Source organism: Paraburkholderia sp. BR10141 (genome assembly GCF_056155635.1).
The window spans coordinates 42621-60621 of record NZ_JBMIQH010000030.1 but is presented as its reverse complement, the minus strand read 5'-3'; the positions used below and the strand labels follow the sequence as shown (position 1 = coordinate 60621).

The 18001-nt window shown below is 67.0% G+C and carries 17 protein-coding genes and 1 pseudogene; 9 read left to right on the top strand and 9 right to left on the bottom strand.

Going from position 1 to position 18001, the window contains the following annotated elements; all coding sequences use genetic code 11:
- Positions 1–113: 113 nt before the first annotated feature.
- Positions 114–317, top strand: coding sequence for a hypothetical protein (locus ACOJB8_RS31330; RefSeq protein WP_141710845.1), 204 nt, complete (start codon positions 114–116; stop codon positions 315–317).
- A 157-nt stretch (positions 318–474) separates the two neighbouring features.
- Here ACOJB8_RS31330 and rluB read toward each other — a convergent pair whose 3' ends face one another.
- The 4 genes from rluB to ACOJB8_RS31310 all read right to left on the bottom strand — a co-directional run bounded on the left by rluB (position 475) and on the right by ACOJB8_RS31310 (position 5809).
- Positions 475–2232, bottom strand: a complete 1758-nt coding sequence (gene rluB / locus ACOJB8_RS31325; RefSeq protein WP_069267876.1) for a 23S rRNA pseudouridine(2605) synthase RluB — start codon at positions 2230–2232, stop codon at positions 475–477.
- Between the two features lie 62 nt (positions 2233–2294).
- Positions 2295–3260: an SMC-Scp complex subunit ScpB gene (gene scpB / locus ACOJB8_RS31320; protein ID WP_475016071.1), complete on the bottom strand. Its 966-nt coding sequence runs from the start codon at positions 3258–3260 to the stop codon at positions 2295–2297.
- A gap of 350 nt (positions 3261–3610) precedes the next feature.
- Entirely contained in the window at positions 3611–4810 is a 1200-nt protein-coding gene (locus tag ACOJB8_RS31315; RefSeq protein WP_475016069.1) for a pyridoxal phosphate-dependent aminotransferase, read from the bottom strand.
- A 96-nt stretch (positions 4811–4906) separates the two neighbouring features.
- The gene (locus ACOJB8_RS31310) at positions 4907–5809 is read right to left on the bottom strand and encodes a LysR family transcriptional regulator (protein WP_368604096.1); all 903 of its coding nucleotides are present in this window, start codon (positions 5807–5809) and stop codon (positions 4907–4909) included.
- 425 nt (positions 5810–6234) lie between these two features.
- Here ACOJB8_RS31310 and ACOJB8_RS31305 point away from each other — a divergent pair.
- Both ACOJB8_RS31305 and ACOJB8_RS31300 read left to right on the top strand, forming a co-directional pair.
- Positions 6235–6630: pseudogene (locus ACOJB8_RS31305) on the top strand (transposase); the annotation flags it as partial.
- Positions 6631–6917: 287 nt separating this feature from the next.
- Positions 6918–7205, top strand: coding sequence for a hypothetical protein (locus ACOJB8_RS31300; RefSeq protein ID WP_141710846.1), 288 nt, complete (start codon positions 6918–6920; stop codon positions 7203–7205).
- 251 nt (positions 7206–7456) lie between these two features.
- Here ACOJB8_RS31300 and ACOJB8_RS31295 read toward each other — a convergent pair whose 3' ends face one another.
- Positions 7457–7771 carry a hypothetical protein gene (locus ACOJB8_RS31295; RefSeq protein WP_069267881.1) on the bottom strand — a complete coding sequence of 105 codons (315 nt, stop codon included), beginning with the start codon at positions 7769–7771 and terminating at the stop codon, positions 7457–7459.
- 286 nt (positions 7772–8057) lie between these two features.
- On the opposite strand from ACOJB8_RS31295, the gene ACOJB8_RS31290 reads away from it, so the two are divergent.
- From ACOJB8_RS31290 to ACOJB8_RS31280, 3 genes are all read left to right on the top strand, one after another.
- Complete coding sequence (locus tag ACOJB8_RS31290; protein WP_475016066.1) at positions 8058–8780, top strand: YdcF family protein; 723 nt, start codon at positions 8058–8060, stop codon at positions 8778–8780.
- Positions 8781–8939: 159 nt separating this feature from the next.
- A complete protein-coding gene (locus ACOJB8_RS31285) occupies positions 8940–9167 on the top strand; it encodes a hypothetical protein (protein WP_028204804.1) in 228 nt (75 codons plus the stop codon).
- A 285-nt stretch (positions 9168–9452) separates the two neighbouring features.
- Positions 9453–9713 carry a DNA-binding protein gene (locus ACOJB8_RS31280; protein WP_133184189.1) on the top strand — a complete coding sequence of 87 codons (261 nt, stop codon included), beginning with the start codon at positions 9453–9455 and terminating at the stop codon, positions 9711–9713.
- A gap of 243 nt (positions 9714–9956) precedes the next feature.
- Here ACOJB8_RS31280 and arfB read toward each other — a convergent pair whose 3' ends face one another.
- Entirely contained in the window at positions 9957–10361 is a 405-nt protein-coding gene (gene arfB / locus ACOJB8_RS31275; protein ID WP_069267882.1) for an alternative ribosome rescue aminoacyl-tRNA hydrolase ArfB, read from the bottom strand.
- A 217-nt stretch (positions 10362–10578) separates the two neighbouring features.
- On the opposite strand from arfB, the gene ACOJB8_RS31270 reads away from it, so the two are divergent.
- The gene (locus tag ACOJB8_RS31270; RefSeq protein WP_069267883.1) at positions 10579–11250 is read left to right on the top strand and encodes a VC0807 family protein; all 672 of its coding nucleotides are present in this window, start codon (positions 10579–10581) and stop codon (positions 11248–11250) included.
- Between the two features lie 123 nt (positions 11251–11373).
- On the top strand, positions 11374–13902 hold the full coding sequence (locus ACOJB8_RS31265; RefSeq protein WP_475016063.1) for an FUSC family protein: 2529 nt from the start codon (positions 11374–11376) through the stop codon (positions 13900–13902).
- A gap of 20 nt (positions 13903–13922) precedes the next feature.
- Here the strand turns inward: ACOJB8_RS31265 and ACOJB8_RS31260 are convergent, their stop codons facing one another.
- Positions 13923–14117: a hypothetical protein gene (locus ACOJB8_RS31260; RefSeq protein WP_368727055.1), complete on the bottom strand. Its 195-nt coding sequence runs from the start codon at positions 14115–14117 to the stop codon at positions 13923–13925.
- 103 nt (positions 14118–14220) lie between these two features.
- Positions 14221–14682, bottom strand: a complete 462-nt coding sequence (locus tag ACOJB8_RS31255; RefSeq protein ID WP_028204798.1) for an Lrp/AsnC family transcriptional regulator — start codon at positions 14680–14682, stop codon at positions 14221–14223.
- A 125-nt stretch (positions 14683–14807) separates the two neighbouring features.
- Between ACOJB8_RS31255 and ACOJB8_RS31250 the strand changes: the two genes are divergently transcribed.
- Positions 14808–15416 carry a cysteine dioxygenase family protein gene (locus tag ACOJB8_RS31250; protein WP_475016061.1) on the top strand — a complete coding sequence of 203 codons (609 nt, stop codon included), beginning with the start codon at positions 14808–14810 and terminating at the stop codon, positions 15414–15416.
- Positions 15417–15483: 67 nt separating this feature from the next.
- Here ACOJB8_RS31250 and ACOJB8_RS31245 read toward each other — a convergent pair whose 3' ends face one another.
- A complete protein-coding gene (locus ACOJB8_RS31245; protein ID WP_428995906.1) occupies positions 15484–17997 on the bottom strand; it encodes a mechanosensitive ion channel family protein in 2514 nt (837 codons plus the stop codon).
- Positions 17998–18001: the final 4 nt, after the last annotated feature.

Below are 18001 nucleotides of genomic sequence, written 5' to 3'. Positions count from 1 at the left end.
GGGCCAGCAACTTCCTTCGCTCTAATTCTTGCTTCGCTAGGGATTCGCGGGCCGCGCGCCAGGTGAGCGCGCGCGCTTCTCACCTACCTGCCCCACGATGACGAACGACCCGGATGATTGGAGGCCCCCAAATTGACAATGCCGAACGTGAAACGTCGGCATCTGTTGGTATCCAATTTGGGGCGAACCAAAAAAAAATGGGCGAAACGCCCATCTTCTCACTTAGCCAGGTGGTCGCACCTGGGGCGCGTATTACAGCGCAGAAAAACAGCCGCACGCCCAGCGACTTTGTGATTCTAGCCTTTTTTGCACATTAACGCAAATCACCGGTCAAGCCCAAGCCGCCTTTTGCCGTTATTTATGGGCTAGCAAGGGGATTTTCCGGTGTTTTATGCGCGAACCGCGCGCATTGCCGCCGTTGCATCGCCGCGACGCCCGCCGCATGTCGCAGCCGGGCGTCGCGCGCTTCACGCGTCAGTGCCCGCGCGTGCGATTGCGCGGCGTGCCACGCGGGCCGCCACGGCTGTTGCCGCCCGCGCGGTTGCCGTTGGGGTTGGCATTGCCGCCGTTGCCGCCGTTGCCAGGACCGCTGCGGCGGTTGCCGCCGGCATTGCCGCCCGCACGCTTGCCCTGCGCGCCCGGCGCACGGTTGCCGTCGACCTCGCGGCCGCCCGCACGGTTGCCGCCACGGCCGCCGAAACCGGAGCCCGCGCCGAAATTGCCGTGACCGGCACCCGCGCCGCCGCCGAAGCCGCCCGCCGCACCGCGCCGTCCCTGGCCCTGACGCGGCTGACCCATCGCACCGTGCGAACTCAGCACCGGCTCGCGGTTGATGAAGCCCATCGACGTCTGCATCGGATCGGGCTGGCGACGCTCCTGCTCCTTGCCGCCGCGACCGCCCTTCTCTTCGCTCGGCGCCTTCAGGCCGACCGCTGCCATCAGCGCGCGCACCTGGTTGTCTTCGAGCTCTTCCCAGCGGCCGCGCTTGAGACCCTTGGGCAGCGCGATCGGGCCGTGGCGCGTGCGGATCAGGCGGCTCACCATCAGTCCCGCCGCCTCGAACATCCGGCGCACTTCGCGGTTACGGCCTTCGGCCAGCGCGACGTGATACCAGTGATTCGTGCCTTCGCCACCGCCGTCGCGGATGCGCAGGAAACTCGCGGGGCCGTCCTCGAGCTCGACGCCCTTGAGCAGCTTCTGGCGATTCCCCTCGGTCAGCTCGCCCACCACGCGCACGGCGTATTCGCGCTCCACGCTGTAGCGCGGGTGCATGAAACGGTTGGCCAGATCGCCCGAGGTGGTCAGCATCAGCAGACCTTCGGTGTTGAAGTCCAGACGGCCGACGGCCAGCCACTTCGCCGTTTTCATCGGCGGCAGGCGATCGAATACCGACGGACGGCCTTCCGGATCGGCGTGGCTCACGATTTCGCCGGTCGGCTTGTGATAGATCAGCACGCGCGGCGGCTTGTTCTGCAGCTTGCGCTTGATGGGCTTGCCATTGATGCGGACCTGGTCGGTCGGCAGAATGCGCTGGCCGATGTGCGCGGGCTCGCCGTTCACCGAGACGCGCCCGGCGATGATCAGCTCTTCCATGTCGCGGCGCGAGCCCATGCCCGCATCCGCCAGCACTTTGTGCAGCTTCGGTGCGTCGTCGTCCGGGCTCAGCACGCGCTTGGGCTGCTGGGCACGGCCGCGGCGCAGCATCGGCGCCCGCACGCCCGAACCGGCGCCGTTGTCGGCGTCGAACGCCGGCGACGTCACGTACAGGAACAGGTCGTCCTGCGTGGACTCGCCCGCGGCGGCGGCCGGCTGGCCTTCGCCTCGCACCTGGCCCTTCTGTCGCTTGCCCGCGCCTTGCTGGCGCTCGCCCTGCTGGCGTTCGCCCTGACGCTCACCTTGAGCGGCAGCGCCCGCATTCTGGCGGCGGCCCGGCTTCTTCGCGCCTGCGTCCTTGTTGCGCGGTGCGCGCCCGGCAGGAGCACGCTCAGGCGCCGCTTGCGGCGCGTCAGCGGGCGCTGCGGGCGCGTCGGCGCCCTCCGCGCCTTCTGTGGCCTTGGCCTTCGCACCCGCGCGGCGGCGCGCGATCAGGCTGCGCGGCCCGCGGCGCAGGCCGCGGCGCGGACGCTCTTCGCCCTCGCCGCCCTGTGCTTCGCCTTCGACCTGCGAAGCCCGCGTGTCGTCGTCGCGCGCGGAGGACGCGTCGGTCGAATCGGTGTCGTGGATATCAGTCAAAACAACCTCAAAATGTCAGGTTGCGCGCCCGCTTGCGGGGCGCGTCAAAAATACTTGTTGCTTCAGATGCCGCGTCGTGCGGCTTCGTCGTCCGTCGTCGAGACGGGGTCGTCCTGCGCCGCGTCGCGGCGGTCTTCGTTTTCTTCTTCGCCCGCCGCATCTGCTGCGTGCGCGGCATCCTGCGCGTGAGCGTCCGGGGCTGACCCGTGCTGCGCGAGGCTTGCTTCGTCATGTACCGCTTCGCCCGGGGCATCGGCTGCGTATGCAACGTTTGCGCCTGCCGCCTCGTGCGTTGATTCCGCTTCTTCCGTTGCGTGCGTCTCGTGCGCTTCGCTTTCGGGCTGTGCGGGCGTTTCATCGCCCGGTGTTTCGCCTTCCGCTACCGGCGTCAGCGCATCTTCCGCGCCCGCGACACTGGAGGCAGCCTCGGGCTGGCCTTGCGCAACGAACTGTGCCGCAGCGCTATCGGGAAACTCGATCGCATGCTGGGCAAGCAGTTGCTCGCCGAACTGGCTCGACGGATCGTCGAGCGGCGGCAATTCGTCGAGCGATTTCAGGCCGAGATCGTCGAGAAACTCCCGTGTCGTTGCATAGAGTGCCGGGCGGCCCGGCACGTCACGATGACCGATGACTTCGATCCAGTTACGGTCCTCGAGCTGTTTGACGACCTGCGTGTTGACCGTGACGCCGCGAATTTCCTCGATATCGCCGCGCGTGACCGGCTGCCGGTACGCGATGATCGCGAGCGTTTCGAGGACCGCGCGCGAATAGCGCGGCGGCTTTTCGGGGTGCAACCGGTCAAGGTACGTCCGCATGGCCGGCTTGCTCTGAAAGCGCCAGCCCGACGCGAGCCCCACCAGCTCGACGCCGCGCCCGGACCATTCATGCCGCAGGTCTTCGAGCAGGTTGCGGACCGTGTCGGCCGAAATGTCGTCGGCAAACAGTTTGCGCAGTTCGCCGATCTTCAACGGCTCCTGCGTGCAGATCAATGCAGTCTCGAGGACGATTTTCGCCTCTTGGGTATTCATGCAGCCAGGTCAGACCCTAAGTAAGGTAAATCAGGTTCAAGGAACCGGATCAGACAGACGAAAGACGATATGGAACTTGGAGACGCGCTCGCCCGATTCTGATCGGTCATATTGATGGGAGCACGCACCGGGGGGCCGAAATTCAGGCAAAGAGCCAGACCCAGCCGGAGGGAGCCGCGAAGTTCCCGCAGGGAATCGCTTGACTGAGCGCCATATTACGCAAAAACGCCGGGTGCGTAAAGACGCCATTCCGCATGAGGGGCCTCATTTTAATCCGGGCCCCGTCACCGCTTTATGCCCGCGCGCGCCACGCCGGTGCATGGCGCGGTGCAAGCCGCGCCGACGCACGATCAGTGCGCTCCCACCGTCTCCAGGTAGCGCGCGAGTCGCTCGACGCCGGCGTCGAGCCGCGCGGGGTCGCACGCATAGCACCAGCGCACGAAGCCTTCCCCTTGCGGTCCGAACGCGCTTCCCGGCGCGAGGCCGAGGCCCACGTCGCGCACCAGCGCCTTGCACAACTCGAGGCTGTGCTGCGCGCCCGCCAGCCGGAAAAAGAGGTACATCGCCCCGTGCGGCACTTTCACATCGACGCCGGGCAGCTTCGCCAGCGCCGCGGCGAGGTGGTCGCGCGAGGCGCGCAGATCGGCCACCAGCGCGCGCGTGAACGGCTCGCCGTGCTCGACGGCCGCAATGCCGGCCTGCTGCACGAACGCGGGCGCACACGAGGTGTTGTACTCGACCAGCTTGCCCAGATCGTCGGTCAAGGTGCGCGGCACGACCATCCAGCCGAGCCGCCAGCCGGTCATGAGCCAGGCCTTCGAGAACGAATTGACGCAGATCAGGCGCTCTTCGCGCGACGCAAGATCGAGGAACGAGGGCGCGGTGCGCTCGCTCGTGGCGCCGTAGTAAAGGCGCTCGTAGACCTCGTCGGCGACGATCCAGATGCCGAGGCGCCGGCAATGCTCGAGCACCACGCGCTGCTGGTCGCGCGTCATCGCCCAACCGGTCGGATTGTTCGGCGAGTTGATCATGAGAAGACGCGTCTCGGGCGTGAGCGCCGCCAGCAGCCGGTCGAGATCGAGCGTCCAGCCGCGCTCGCCGTAGTCGAGCGAGACCGTCTCGACCGTGGCGCCGAGAATCTTCGGGATTTCGACGAGGTTCGGCCACAGCGGGGTCACTGCCACCACCCGGTCGCCCGCGCCGACGACGAGCTGCGCCGCCAGCATCAACGCGTTGACGCCCGCGCTCGTGACCGCCACGTTATCCACCGACGTTGCGCCGTGCAGTTCGCTCACGTAGCGCGCGAGCGATTCGCGCAGCGGCGCGATGCCGAGGTTGTGCGTATAGAACGTGTCGCCGCGCCCCAGCGCGTCGGCCGCCGCCTCGCGGATGAACGGTGGCGTCACACGGTCGGACTCGCCGAACCAGAACGGCAGCACGTCGGGAACGCCGAACCCGGCGTTCGCCACTTCGCGGATCTGCGACGAGCGCAACGCACGCACCGCTTCACGGGGCAGGGAGACGGAGGACGACGGTTCGAAATCGCTCATCGGGGTTCCGGGTGGCACAGAATGTGGGAAAGCATGCAGTGTATCGCGCGGCCCCGCGCGACGAGCTCCGCGCCTCCAGGCATGCGCGCAGCGGTTTCAGTGCCGCGCTTCGGGCTGGCCGGCAAGTTGACGGATCAGCGACCAGACCGCCTCGGCGGCCGGCGAAAGCGAGCGGTCGCGCCGCCGCACGAGTTCGACGGTGCGCTGCGCGCGCGGCACGAGCGGCCGCGCAAGCAAGGGGGCGCCCGCCGGCACGGGCAGCGCGAGCCAGGGCAACACGCTGATGCCCACCCCCGCTTCGACGAGTCCGAAGACCGTGGCCGGATGGCCCAGCTCCTGCACCACGCGTGCACGCACGCCCTGCTCGCTCATCACGGCGTCGATGAGCGGGCGGCTGCCCGAAGCGTAATCCAGCATCACCAGACGCTCGCCGTCCAGCTCCTTCCACGCGACTTCCTGGCTCAGCGCGAGCGCGTGATCGCCGCGCACGACCACGCAGAACGAGTCCGTGGTCAGGCATTCGGTTTCGAGATCCTCAGCGGCAAAGGGCCCGATGATGACGCCGAAGTCCACCTCGCCCGAGCGGATCTTGCGCACGACGTCGCTCTGCACGTCGTCGCGCAAGCCAAGCGTGATGTAGGGAAACTGCCGCCCGCACGCGGCGACGACCTGGGGCATCAAGCGGCACGCGACCGTCGGACTGGCCGCCACGACGACGCGGCCGCGCCGCTGCTCGCCGATCTCGCGAATTTCACGCAGGGCGTCATCGAGATCGCCCAGCAGGCGCGGAATGCTCGCGATCAGGTTCGCGCCGACATCGGTGAGCTGCACCTCGCGCGTGGTCCGGTCGACGAGCTTCACGCCAATCTCGGCTTCGAGCTCGCGTACACATCGGCTCACCGCCGACTGCGTGAGCCCGATTTCGTCCCCGGCCCGGCTAAAGCTCTGCAGCCGGGCAACCTCGATGAAAACCCGCAACTGCCGCAGCGTCACATTCATCCGCTTGCCTCATGAATTGTCCGTTTTCATGCAATTTTATGCCGGACACCCCTCGTTACGTATAGAGGAACCTCGCCACCCATTATTCGCCGCAATGCAGCAATACGGCGCAAACGCACGGCGGACGGGCTTGTCTGCACAAGATTGGTGATTCTCCCGATTTTCTCGATAAGTGTTTTCGAGTCTTATACGCCCCTGGCAATCTCCCGCGCGGGCTTGGCGCCACGCGGCTTCAAGACGAGAACGTACGTGCTGGCACGGTTTTCGCATTAAGGCACGCACAGGTTCGATGGACGTACCGGAAGCATGCAGTCCGGGACGATCCAGCCGGGCCCGCCTGGTACTCCGGCATCCGGCCGGGAGTCCATGAAGAGTGCGCAGCGCGGGGCAGCGCACCGGAGATAGCTTCGCTGAGGTGAAACATGATGCTGTTCGACGATTTGAGAGACAACGAATGGGCGCTGGTCGAGGCGTTGTTCTGTGCTGAACCGGCACGGAGCGAACGGCGCGGACGGCCTCGCGTCGAAGCGCGTGCTGTGGTCAACGCGGTGCTCTGGGTGCTTTCGACGGGTGAAGGCTGGTCCAAGCTGCCGGGCCGCTACCCCTCGCCGCCGACTTGCCGCCGTCGTTTCGACGAGTGGCAGGCAGACGGCACGCTTGCGGAGATCGTCAAGCGACTGAGCACGAACGGGCGCGAAATTTCGCTGCGCGGCCGTATCGGCGCCACGGCGACCAAGCCGCCCGCACCGCCCAGCCGTGATCGCCTGCGCGGCGCGTTCTGGACCAATCCGGAATCGTGGCGCGCGCCGGTCAAGATGGCCTGAGCCACGCTTAAACTGCTTTTCCGCCGGGCGCATCGTGCGCCCGGCGTGTTTATCTCCCCATCCTTTGCGTATTTCATGGCCGCTGCAGACCGCTTTCCGGTCGTGCCAGCAGCGCCACCCCTCCCCACTGATGCGGGCCGCATCGACGTCGCTGCGTCCGCAACCAGGCGATCGGCATCGCGCGATACATCTCTTTACTAATATTTACAGCGCGCTTTCGTGCCCGACGTTAGCTTAGGAGCATGTCCACTAACGTCAAGAAACTGGATTGACGGGGAACCACCATGAAATCCATGAACCTGCACATCCGGGGCATCATGGTTTCGCTGTTCGCCCTCGCCCTTTTCGCGCCGACCGCTTCGTTCGTGTCGTTCAGCGCCGCGGCCCACCCGCCGCATGCCTCCGTACCGACATGGTCGATCGCGCGCACCGGCGCGCACGCCATGCCGCCCGTAGCGCCTGGCCCGAACGCGAGCAAACCGCCAGTGCCGCGCGGCGACTTGCGGGGCGATATTGCGGACAATGCCCGCCGCAGCGCGCCGCAGAGGCAGGAACCAGCGCAGCGCCGGTAAGCCGGCCAGCGAAACACCATCGAGAGGACGGCCGGAACCGACGAACGAGCAGCGATGACGCAGGAAGGTAAGAGCGTCGGCACGTCGCGGGCTCAGCAAATACCCTGCCCCGGGGAACCACCGCGCTTCATGTGCGGTCTATCCTTACGCCATCAAGCACAGCGTGGCAGCAGTAATTCCGGTAAGCCCGTATCTTTCGATGCGGGCTTTTTTTTGGCGGGACGAAGAGGACGGGGGTACAAACGGGGGTACTACTGGCTGGCTTCGAGGCCGGATTGGGGTACGCGCTCCGCGACATAGTCGGCCACGCGATGCGCGCTCCACTGCACCGTGCGCTCGTCGCGAGCGAGCCGGGCGAATTCGGCGCGGCCGCGATCGGTCAGCACCGCGATATCGACCGGCGCATGGAAACCCGGCGCCGGCGCAACCGTGCGCTGCCGGACGATGTCCATCATGCCGAGATCGCGCAAATACTGGAACACTTCAGGACGACGCGCCCACGGGACCTGTCGATACTGCACCCGTCTCAGCGCTTCGAGTACTGCTTCGTTGGAATACGTGGTCATCTCACTTCTTTCTTAAAATGCAGTCCTGCGATCATTGAGTCTCACGCGAGCCGGCTGCGGCGCAACGCGGACCTGAGAATGGCGCAGTCTGTGCCCTGGCGGGCCCACGCGCCCTATCCGTGCGATGAGCAGCGGCAGGGACTGCAGGTTATCCGGGCCCCCGTGAAAGCGGCTTCACCGCTTCCCGCACGGCCAACGCCGCGCCACGCTCGCGGCGCAAAGGTCGGTTGGACGCGCATTTTCCCGAAAACAATACGTTACCTCATCCAAATTGATTCTATTCGTTTTGTTTGTGCTATTTGTTGCGCTCGGCCTGCTGTGGCGCAGCGCGCGCTGGCGTGTCGCGGTCTGCGCGGCCGCGGTCTTCTGGCTGCTCGCGACCGGCTGGCTCACCGCGGTGCTGCTCGATATCGCCCAGCCGGAGTTGTATCGCACTCCCTACGATCAGGCGAAAATCGGCCCGGCGCACTTCGGTGCGCGCACCGCCATCATCATGCTGGGCGGCGGCACCGAATCGCACGGCGGCCGACTGGTCCCCGCGCGCGACGTCTACGCACGCATTGCGCTTGCCGCCGAGTTGTACGCACAGTGCGCGCGCGCGGGCGGCACGTGCCGCGTGATCGTGAGTGGCGGCAACCCGGAGCACCATGCGAGCGCCGAGGCCGACAACTACGCGCCCTACCTGCGGCGCGCCGGTGTGCCGAGCGCCGATCTCGTGCTCGAAAACCAGAGCCTCACGACGTATCAGAACGCGCGCAACGTCGCGCCCATCGTCCGCGCCGGGAATGACGAAACGCTCCTGCTCGTCACGTCCTCGTACCAGATGCGCCGTGCGATGCTCGATTTCCGTCGCTTCGACATGGACCCGCTGCCTGCGGTTTCCAGCGTGCGGCATGTCGAGCGCGGCCTGCTTCCGCGCCTCGCAAATCTCAAGTCCGCTGAAACGGCGCTCCACGAATCGATTGGGGTTGCCCAGTTCTATGTGTATCGGATGATCGGCTGGTTCTAATATGACCGTTAGGCGACGTTAGATGTAACGAGATGTAACTCCCGCACGAACGGCTTACGTGATGTCATCTGGAGCGAGTATTTGATCGTTAGAATGGGGTGTCCATCCTGCTTGGACAGGCACCGGCTGGGTCCATAAACCGCTCCTTCGGAGGTAGAGATGAAAAAAGTGTCCCTCGCAGTCCTGATTTCACTTTCCGCACTGGCGGGCGCTGCGCATGCGCAGTCGGATAACGGCATCACGATGAGCACCGACCCGGCCAAGGCCGACGACGTCCTGCAACGCGCGCAGGCGCTGCAGCAGCAACAGGAAGCCGCGCCTGCGCCGGCGCCCATGATGCATCACAAGTCGGGGCATCCGCATCACAAGAAGGCCCCTGCCCAGTAAGAACGGACGAGGCTGGCCGCGCGCAGCCCAGCGCACGCGGGCGACGCCTTCCCGGGAATGAAGCCGATGCCGGTTTAGCCGCCATCGGCTTTTTTCTTCGCCGCGCCACTTCGCTGCGTTTGTGGCCTCGCGCGCAGCGGCCCCGCGCCGACGCGCCGGCGCGGTATGCTAAAGTCGCGCACCTCGAAAACGCCGCGGTTGGCCAGTTGCGGTCGGCCAGACGCGGTCGGCTAGACGCGGTCGGCAGACCCAACCTTTTGTGCGCGCCACGCGCGGAGAAACGCAATGAGCAACATCCAGCTCGACATCGAATGGACCGAAGCGGCCTCACGCAAGATCGAAAAACTGATGCCGCGCGGCGGCAACCAGGATGCGTATCTCGCGCTGCCCCCCATCGAATGCCTGCCGATGGAAGGCGACGTGCTGTTTCTCGGCCCGGCCGGCAAGCAGCAGCCGTTCATCGTGGCGGAGCGCCAATACCACCACGAAGGCGACGCGGACTGGACCATCATCCTGATTCTCGACGTGCCCGACACGGCGCACTGAGCGCCTCGCACCGAAGGCGAGCGCCCGCTTTGGAAGGCAGTTGCGCGGCCCTGGCGGTAGAGGCGCCCACGAACCGCCCGCGCCGCCGTCCGTCCCAAGCCATGCCGAACCCGACTTCGGTGCGGGCTTCTCCAATTTCGACCGCGTCTGGCGCACATGTTGTGCGCGGACTTTCCGCCCGAGCACGGGCCGCGCGAGCGCCCGTGGCGCGAGCCGGGTCAAGCCGCCGCGTGATCCGGGTCGCTAGTCGGTGACGCGCCGACGCCCCGCCTTCAGCTCACCGGTGCGCGCCTTGCTGTCGAGCCGGCGCAACTTCGAGGCGCGCGTGGGACGCGTCGCCACGCGCGCCTTGCGCGTCACGCTCACGCTGTCGACCAGTTCCTCCAGGCGCGCAAGCGCGGCCACGCGGTTCTGTTCCTGGGTGCGGTATTCCTGCGACTTGATCACGACGACGCCCTCGCTCGTAATCCGGCGGTCGGCGAGCGCGAGCAGGCGCATCTTGAGCACCTCGGGCAACGACGAGGCGCGGATGTCGAAGCGCAGATGAATCGCGCTCGACACCTTGTTCACGTTCTGGCCGCCCGCGCCCTGCGCGCGAACGGCGACGAGTTCGATTTCCTGCAACGGGATGGGCGCGCGTGCGGTCATGGGCAACGAGAAAGAAAGCAGGCCGCATCGGGCCGGACACGCGGCAGTGTCGCACAGCGCGGCTGAATCGGCACAGGCATGACACAGGCGTGACACCTCCTCGCGCAAGGGGCAAGCCGATCCGCCGTCGGCCGCTGTGCAGCCAGTTTGCCGCCGCGCGGCGCATGAACCATACTTGCGACATTCCCTTGGGCGAACCCACAGGAGCACGCACCCCATGAAGCTGCGTCCCGCATTCGTTGCCGAACTGGCGGTCAATCTCCTGCTTCCCTGGGTCGCCTACCGTCTCGCCGAGCCGCACTGGGGCGAAGTCGGCGGCCTCATTGCCTCGGCCGCGCCGCCGCTTGCCTGGAGCATCGTCGAACTGGTGCGCTTTCGGCGGGTGGATGCGCTCTCCGCCGTCATTCTGCTCGGCATCGTGCTCTCTGTGCTCGCCGTGGCATTCGGCGGCAGCCCGCGCGTGCTGTTGATGCGCGAAAGCCTCGCCTCGGGCGCGATCGGCGCCGCGTTTCTGATCTCGCTTCTCGCCAGGCGCCCGCTCGTGTTCTATCTCACGCGAGCGACGGTCGCGCGTGAGACGCGCGAGGGCGTCGCGCGGCTCGAACAGCTCTGGAAGGAAAACACGAGCTTCGCGGCGGCCATGCGGCTGCTCACGTTCATCTGGGGCTTCGGGCTCTGTCTCGATTCCGCGCTGCGCACGTACCTGGCTGCCACGTGGCCGATCGAGCGCTTTCTCGTCGTCTCGCCGATCATCGGCTATGGCGTGTTCGGCGGCCTGATGGCCTGGACCTTCTGGTATCGCACGCGCATGCGGCGCATCAACGGCACGCACGGCCTGCTCGGCGACGCGGCCGCCGCAACGAACGCGAGCACGCTCAGCGTGGACTGAGACGCCGGCGCCAGCTTCGGCCCGGTCCGGCATGCATCGACGGTCAGATCGCGCCCGAAATACGTTAGACTCAGCGCCACAGTCCGCGGCGTACCGTCCGCTCTCGAACTCCCTCGGCAGTCGATGCGCTACTCCGTAGAAATCAGGAAATTCCTCTATAGCCAGTACTTTTACGGCGGCCTGCGCATCGCGATCGGCATCTCGCTTCCGGCCGTCCTGTGCCTGTTCGTCCTTCACAAGAGCGAGCTGGGTTTCACCATCTCGACCGGCGCGCTCGGCGCCTGCGTGGTCGACATGCCGGGGCCGCTCAAGTACAAGCGCAACGAAATGCTCGCGTGCAGCGTAATCGGGTTTCTCTCCGCTTACGCCACCGGCCTCGCCACCTTCAGCCCCATCGCGCTCTGGGCCACCGTGGTGCCGCTCACCTTCGTGCTCTCGCTGATCGTGGTCTACGGCAACCGCTGGCCGCAGATCAGCTTCGCCACCCTCTTCATGATGGTGATGACGCTCGAGGAGCATTTCACGCCGCACCTCGCGCTCGTCAATGCGCTGTGGATCCTGCTGGGCGGCCTCTGGTACACGGCGTGGTCGACCATGATCAGCCAGCTCATGCTCGATCGCATCGAGCAGCAGGCGCTCGCCGAAAGCGTGTTCGCCTGCGCCGACTACCTGCTCGCGCGCGCCCAGTTCTTCGACCTCGACAACGATCTCGACGAGTGCTATCGCAACCTCGTCGCGAAGCAGATCGCCGCCGTCGAGCGCCAGGACGCGGCACGCGACATCGTGCTGCGCAACCTGCCCAAGCTCAGGGCCGGCAAGGTCGATGCGCGGCGCGCGATGCACTTCAACCTGTTCATCAACACGGTCGATCTGCACGAGCTGTTCGTGGGCGCACACACCGACTACCCGCTCGTGCGCAACACCTTCGGCGGCTCAGACCTGCTCGTGTTCTACCGCGACCTGATCCGCAAGGCCGCCGCCGATCTCGAAGACATCGGCCTTGCAGTGCTGCAAAACGAGGCGCCGCGCGCGAGCGTGAATGTCAAAGCCGAGTTGCGCGCCATCGAATACGAACTCGAGCTGCTGAAAAAGCGCGACCTGGCCGCGACCGACCCGGAGGCCTATGCGGCGATCTCGGCGTCGTTCCGGCGTATCTGGAGCGCGACACGCCTGATCGACCGCATGCGCCGCAGCCTCGCGAGCGAAGTGCCGACGACCGAAACCGAACTGCGCATCGACGAAGCGCTCACACGTTTCGTGACGAACCGCCGCGTGTCCTGGCTGCAGATCTTCTCGAATCTCACGATGGCCTCGCCTAGCTTTCGCCACGCGCTGCGCGTGACGATCGCCGTGGCGGTCGGCTTCTGGCTCGGGCGGCTTCTGCCGCTCACCAACGCCTACTGGATCGTGATGACGAGCATCATCATCCTGAAGCCCGGCTACTCGCTCACGCGCCAGCGCAACGCGCAGCGTATCGTCGGCACGCTGATCGGCTGTATCGCGAGCATTGCGCTGATCCTGCTCGTGAAGCAGCCGCTCGTGCTGCTCGTCTCGATGTTCGCGGCGATGGTGATGAGCTACAGCCTCCTGCTCTTCAACTACACGGCGAGCGTGGTGTTCACGTCGGCCTATGTGCTCCTGATGTTCCATCTGCTCGCGCCGGGCAGCATGCGCATCATCGGCGAGCGCGCGATCGATACGGTAGTGGGCTGCATGATCGCCATCGCCGCGAGCCATCTGTTTCCGTACTGGGAATACCGCCTGATGGGCAAGCTTGTGCACGACATGATCGCCGCGACGCGCAGCTATCTCGAAGCGAGCTGGTGGTGGAGCGGGCGCACGAGCGCGCCGCAGCCGGCGTTCGCGGGGGCCGGGGTGAGCGAGGCCGGCGCGCGCGTGGCCGCCCATGCAGCGCCGGCGGCGACGCGCGCAGGCGATGCGGGCGGCGTGGCGAATCCGGTGACGAGCAGCGTGAGCGCCATGGCGAGCGCTTCGGCGAACGCGGCGAGCGTCATCGACGAACCCGCAGCCGCCGCCGCGACCCTCGACGACTCGCCCACCGCCGGCGCTCCCGGCTCGCCCGTGTCGGCCGTGGGCGCGAAAACCGCTGCACAGACCGCGCAAGCCACGGCGAGCGCAGCCGCAGCGGCACCGTCGCTCGCGCGCGACTTCCGCTACCGGCTCGCGCGCAAGAACGTGCACGTGGCATTCGCGAATCTCGGCCAGGCGTTCCAGCGCATGATGCTCGAACCGAAGGCCGCGCAGAAGTTCGTGCCCGAGCTCAACGACCTGCTCGTGCGCAGCCACGTGCTCGCCTCGCAGATCACCGCCACCGCCCCGCTCCTGCGCAGCACGGCGCGGCCCGACCAGCCGGAGGTCAAGCTCGACGCACTCGAGCGCGCGCTGTCGTGCGTGCGCGAGAACCTCGTCGCCGCCGAAGCGGGCACGCCTGCGCCCGCCGATCAGGCCGACATCACGAAGCAGATCACGCGCGAACTCGATGCGATGGTGGTGGAAGCCGAGCGCGCGCTCGGCGCCTCGGCGGAACTGCCGCAGGAACTCAAGCTGCTCGCACACCAGTGCAAGCAGATGATCACAGCGTCCTGGTTGATTCGCCGGGACGCGAGCATCATCCGGCTACCGGAGGAATAAGAAGAAAACGGCCCGGCGCGTCACTGCGTCGAGCCGCTGGCTTGCGACGCGGCCGTGCTCGCGGATGCGTGCGCCGCGCCGGCGCCCACGGTCTCGTCGTACTCGCGCTTGCTTTTCAGTGCGTTGAACAGCACGGTGCCGATCACGAACAGCACCACCACGACGATGAGCACGGCAACGCCGACAGTGGGGTTCTTCCTGCGCGGTTCGTTCATCGGTCGTGCCCAGCCTCGAGTTGGATGACAGGAACGGGCATTCTACGCCGCCATGCCTTGCAGACGGCTTGCGGCGCGAGCCGCCGGGTCCCGCCAGATGCCGCTAGGTGCCGCTGCGCACCGGCAGCGCCGTCGAATATTTGAGCTGCTCCATCGCGAAGCTCGAACTGACGTCGAACAGCGGCACGGCGCGGATGAGCTGCTTGTAGACGCGGTCGAAGTCGTCGATATCGGAGACCACGATACGCAGCAGATAGTCGGTCTCGCCGCTCATGCGATACGCCTCGACGATCTCGGGAATCTCCTGCACGGCGCGCGTGAAGGTCTGCGCCCACGCCTCGGTGTGCTGGTTCGTGCGCACGGCGACGAACACCGTCGTCCCCACGCCGAGCTTGCGCGGGTCGCACAGCGCGACCTGCGCGCGGATCACGCCCGTTTCCTTCAGGCGCTGCACGCGCTTCCAGCACGGCGTTTGCGAAAGATTGACGCGCTGCGCCAACTCCGCGACCGGCATGGTCGCGTCCTGCTGCAGCAACTCAACCAGCTTTCTGTCGATGAGATCCATTTCCGCACTCCCCGAAGCGTAGAAATTTATTCTACACGATGGGCAAACGGGAAAAGAATAGGAAAACGCTTTCCAGGCGCGAACGGCTATAAATCTTCTTGTAGAAACCGGAAGAAGAACACGCCATGAACGCCCCTGCCGAACTCGCCCTGCTGAGCGCCTTCCACACCGCGGAGCAGCACGCTGCCGCCGTCGCCCGCTTCACCGCCGCGCTCGACGCCGCTTTCGATGCCTGCGCGACGCCCGGCGACCCGTCGCGCTGCGCCCGCTTCGCGCGCGGCCTGCGCGCGGCGCTCACGCGCGCGCTCGCCGATCCGGCGCTCGTCACGCACGCGCAGCGCGAAGGCAGCGCGCAGACGTATCGGCGTCATGTCATCGCGGCCGACAGCCGCGGCCGCTACACGGTCGCGGCGCTCGTCTGGCAGCCGGGCCACGCGAGCCCGATCCATGCGCATCACACCTGGTGCGGTTACGCCGTGCTCGACGGCACGTTGACGGAAACGCTCTACGCGTGGGACGACGCACGCCAGGGCGCCGACGTGATGCGCTCGCATCCGCGCGCGAGCGGCGCGGTGTCGTTCGGCGGACGCGGGCGCACCAGCATTCACCGGCTGTCGAACGGCAGCGACGCGCAGGCCGTCTCGCTGCATGTCTACGGCGTCGCCGCCGAGCACATCTCAACGCAGGTCAACGACGTGCTGCCGCTCGTGCGCAAGACGGCGCTCGTGTCTTAACGCGACTGGCCCCTATCCATCGAAAGCGTCACAGGTGATTTGAGTTTGACCTGAGCGGCGCAGACCTTCAGCCGCGGCTGCCCGCCGTGGGAATCTGGGGCGGTGCGCCCTCGGGGCCCGCCGTCGGCGGCGGCGCGGGCCGCGGCTCGTGCGAGGCATCGCGTGCCACGCCGCCGCCCACGTGCACGCCATGCGGATGCGGATGACCATGCGGCTCCTCGACATCGCCGCCGCGCGAAGACATGTGCACCTGCATCTGCGGCACCGGCATCTCGATGCCGGCTTCGTCCATGTGGCGCTTCAGGCGCGCATTGAACGCGCGCGCCACACTCCACTGCTGCAGCGGCCGCGTCTTGATCTGCCCTTTCACGACCATCCAGTTCGGGTCGAACCGGTCGAGCCCCCACACTTCCACGGGCCCGAGTATCTCGCGGCGATAGCGGAAGTCGGCCACGAGTTCCGCGCCGGTCTCGCGAATCATGCGCGTGACCGTATCGAGATCGACCGAGAACGGCACGCGCACTTCGAACACGGCGAACGCGAAATCGCGCGAAAGGTTCTTCACGATCTTGATCTGCGAGAACGGAATCGCGTGGATCGCGCCCTGCCCGTCGCGCAGCCGCACGGTGCGGATCGACAGATGCTCGACCGTGCCCGCATGCCCGTTGTCGATGTCGATCCAGTCGCCCACCGAAATCGTCTCTTCGATGATGATGAACAGACCGGTGATGAGATCGGCCACGAGCGACTGCGCGCCAAAGCCGATGGCGAGACCGATCACGCCCGCGCCGGCGAGCAGCGGCGTGACGTTGATGCCGAGATTCGCCGCGGTGGCGATGCCGGTGATGGTGAGGATCGTCACGAGCACCGCGTTGCGCACGAGCGGCAGCATGGTGCGTGCGCGCGTGCTGGGCGCGCGGCCCTTGGTGCGCGGACCGCTCGGATTGAGCGCTTCGAGAATCGCAGTATCGACCGTGATCCACACGAGCCACGCGAGGAACACCGTCGACACGATCGCGAAAATGGCGTGCGCGATGCCGCGCGCGGCCACGCTCGCCTCGATGATCGCGGCGAGCGAAATGTCCCACAGGCGTGCGCACGATTCGAAGTACGCGAACCAGATGAACACCACGAGCAGCGTGCCGGCAAAGCGCAGCAGGCGCCGCAGATACGGCGAGCGCCGCCGCACGCGCGCGGGGTTCGGGCGCGTGATGCGCAGCACGACCGCCGAGAGGAAGAACGCGAGCACGAGCAGGAGCGCGGAGACCACGGAAATCTGCAGCACGTCGTCGCGGCTGCCGATCCCGCCGAACGTGGCGACGATCGAAGCGCCGGCGAGCAGCAGCATCGGCAGTTGCCAGAGCGAGGCGAGCACGTCGAGGACTTCGGTGAGCGCCTTGTGGCCGTGGCGCAGCGAATAGCTGCGGTTGCGGATGAGATGCGCGACCGGGCGCCGGAAACCAAAGGCGAACACCACTGTCAGCACTGCGGCCGCCATGTTCGCGGCGGTGCTCACCAGTGCCGCCGTGTTCGCGCCCAGCTGGCGCGCGACTTCGAAATTGGTCGCGGCGTCGCCGAGCGCGGCCAGCACGCCGATCGCAAAGAGCAGCCGGCGCGAGCGCGCGATCAGCAGGCGCACGGCCGCGCGCCGGTGCCCCGAACCGAACAGCGAAAACATGATCAGGCAGATGGACGAGAACACCGCGCCCGCGACGATCGCGTAGGCGATCACGAGGGCGAGCGTGCGCCCGAGCGCGTCGGGCAGCGAACGCTCGACCACGAGCGCGCCGAGGAACGCCACGATCCACGGCGCCGCGCGATGCACGACGAAAATCAGCAGATCGATGGTGCGGGGATCGGGCCGCAGGCCGGTCTCGACATCGAAACGCCTGAGCAGCCGCCGCTCGATCCAGCGCAGCACCGCGGCGCATGCGCCCCAGCCGGCCAGCATGGCGAACAGATCGAACACGATGCGGCCGAGGCTTTCGCCTTCTCCGCCCGAGGCGATGTCGTAAAGCTCGACGCCGGCTGCCCTGAAGCGCCCCGCCCAGTAGTGAAACGGACTGCGGCCGCGGCGGGCGTCCGCCTCGACCGAGGCGAGCCCGGATGCGATTGCGCCCAGCAGCCCCGCCGAGTTCGCCGCCGCGCCCGAAGCGGGCGCGGGCGCCACGTTTTGCGACGCGCTGCGCAGCTTCTTGAGCTGATTCAGGAGCGCGGTGCGCTGGCGCTCGTTGTCGAGCGTATTGATGACGCTGTCGAGCGAGCGCGTGAACTCGGCCTGGCTCGCCGGTGACGGCGCAGAGGCCGCCTCGGCCGCCGAAGCCCCCGAGGCAGCCGCCGGCGCCCCGGTGATGATGCTCTTGAGCACCGGCAGCACGGGCGCCGGCGCGGCTTGGGCGGCGGCCCGCAGCGGCGCGGCAAGGCACGCCGCGAGGCATGCGAGGAGCATGAGTGCGCGCAGGAACGGGCGTAGACCCGGGCGCGCCGACGCGGCGCGTGAAAGAAGTGCACGATCCGCCGGGTCGATGCGCACGCGCGACGGCCCGGCGCCCGCGCCATCGCGTCCGATGCTGGTATTCATGGCG

Bases quoted from the DNA above. Each gene is read 5' to 3' on its own strand.
- ACOJB8_RS31285 (WP_028204804.1), top strand. From the start codon at position 8,940: ATGAAAAAAGTGTCCCTCGCAGTCCTGATTTCACTTTCCGCACTGGCG.
- scpB (WP_475016071.1), bottom strand. From the start codon at position 3,260: ATGAATACCCAAGAGGCGAAAATCGTCCTCGAGACTGCATTGATCTGC.
- ACOJB8_RS31310 (WP_368604096.1), bottom strand. From the start codon at position 5,809: ATGAATGTGACGCTGCGGCAGTTGCGGGTTTTCATCGAGGTTGCCCGG.
- ACOJB8_RS31295 (WP_069267881.1), bottom strand. From the start codon at position 7,771: ATGACCACGTATTCCAACGAAGCAGTACTCGAAGCGCTGAGACGGGTG.
- arfB (WP_069267882.1), bottom strand. From the start codon at position 10,361: ATGACCGCACGCGCGCCCATCCCGTTGCAGGAAATCGAACTCGTCGCC.
- ACOJB8_RS31245 (WP_428995906.1), bottom strand. From the start codon at position 17,997: ATGAATACCAGCATCGGACGCGATGGCGCGGGCGCCGGGCCGTCGCGC.
- ACOJB8_RS31265 (WP_475016063.1), top strand. From the start codon at position 11,374: ATGCGCTACTCCGTAGAAATCAGGAAATTCCTCTATAGCCAGTACTTT.
- ACOJB8_RS31270 (WP_069267883.1), top strand. From the start codon at position 10,579: ATGAAGCTGCGTCCCGCATTCGTTGCCGAACTGGCGGTCAATCTCCTG.
- ACOJB8_RS31250 (WP_475016061.1), top strand. From the start codon at position 14,808: ATGAACGCCCCTGCCGAACTCGCCCTGCTGAGCGCCTTCCACACCGCG.
- ACOJB8_RS31280 (WP_133184189.1), top strand. From the start codon at position 9,453: ATGAGCAACATCCAGCTCGACATCGAATGGACCGAAGCGGCCTCACGC.
- ACOJB8_RS31330 (WP_141710845.1), top strand. From the start codon at position 114: ATGATTGGAGGCCCCCAAATTGACAATGCCGAACGTGAAACGTCGGCA.
- ACOJB8_RS31260 (WP_368727055.1), bottom strand. From the start codon at position 14,117: ATGAACGAACCGCGCAGGAAGAACCCCACTGTCGGCGTTGCCGTGCTC.
- ACOJB8_RS31255 (WP_028204798.1), bottom strand. From the start codon at position 14,682: ATGGATCTCATCGACAGAAAGCTGGTTGAGTTGCTGCAGCAGGACGCG.
- ACOJB8_RS31300 (WP_141710846.1), top strand. From the start codon at position 6,918: ATGAAATCCATGAACCTGCACATCCGGGGCATCATGGTTTCGCTGTTC.
- ACOJB8_RS31315 (WP_475016069.1), bottom strand. From the start codon at position 4,810: ATGAGCGATTTCGAACCGTCGTCCTCCGTCTCCCTGCCCCGTGAAGCG.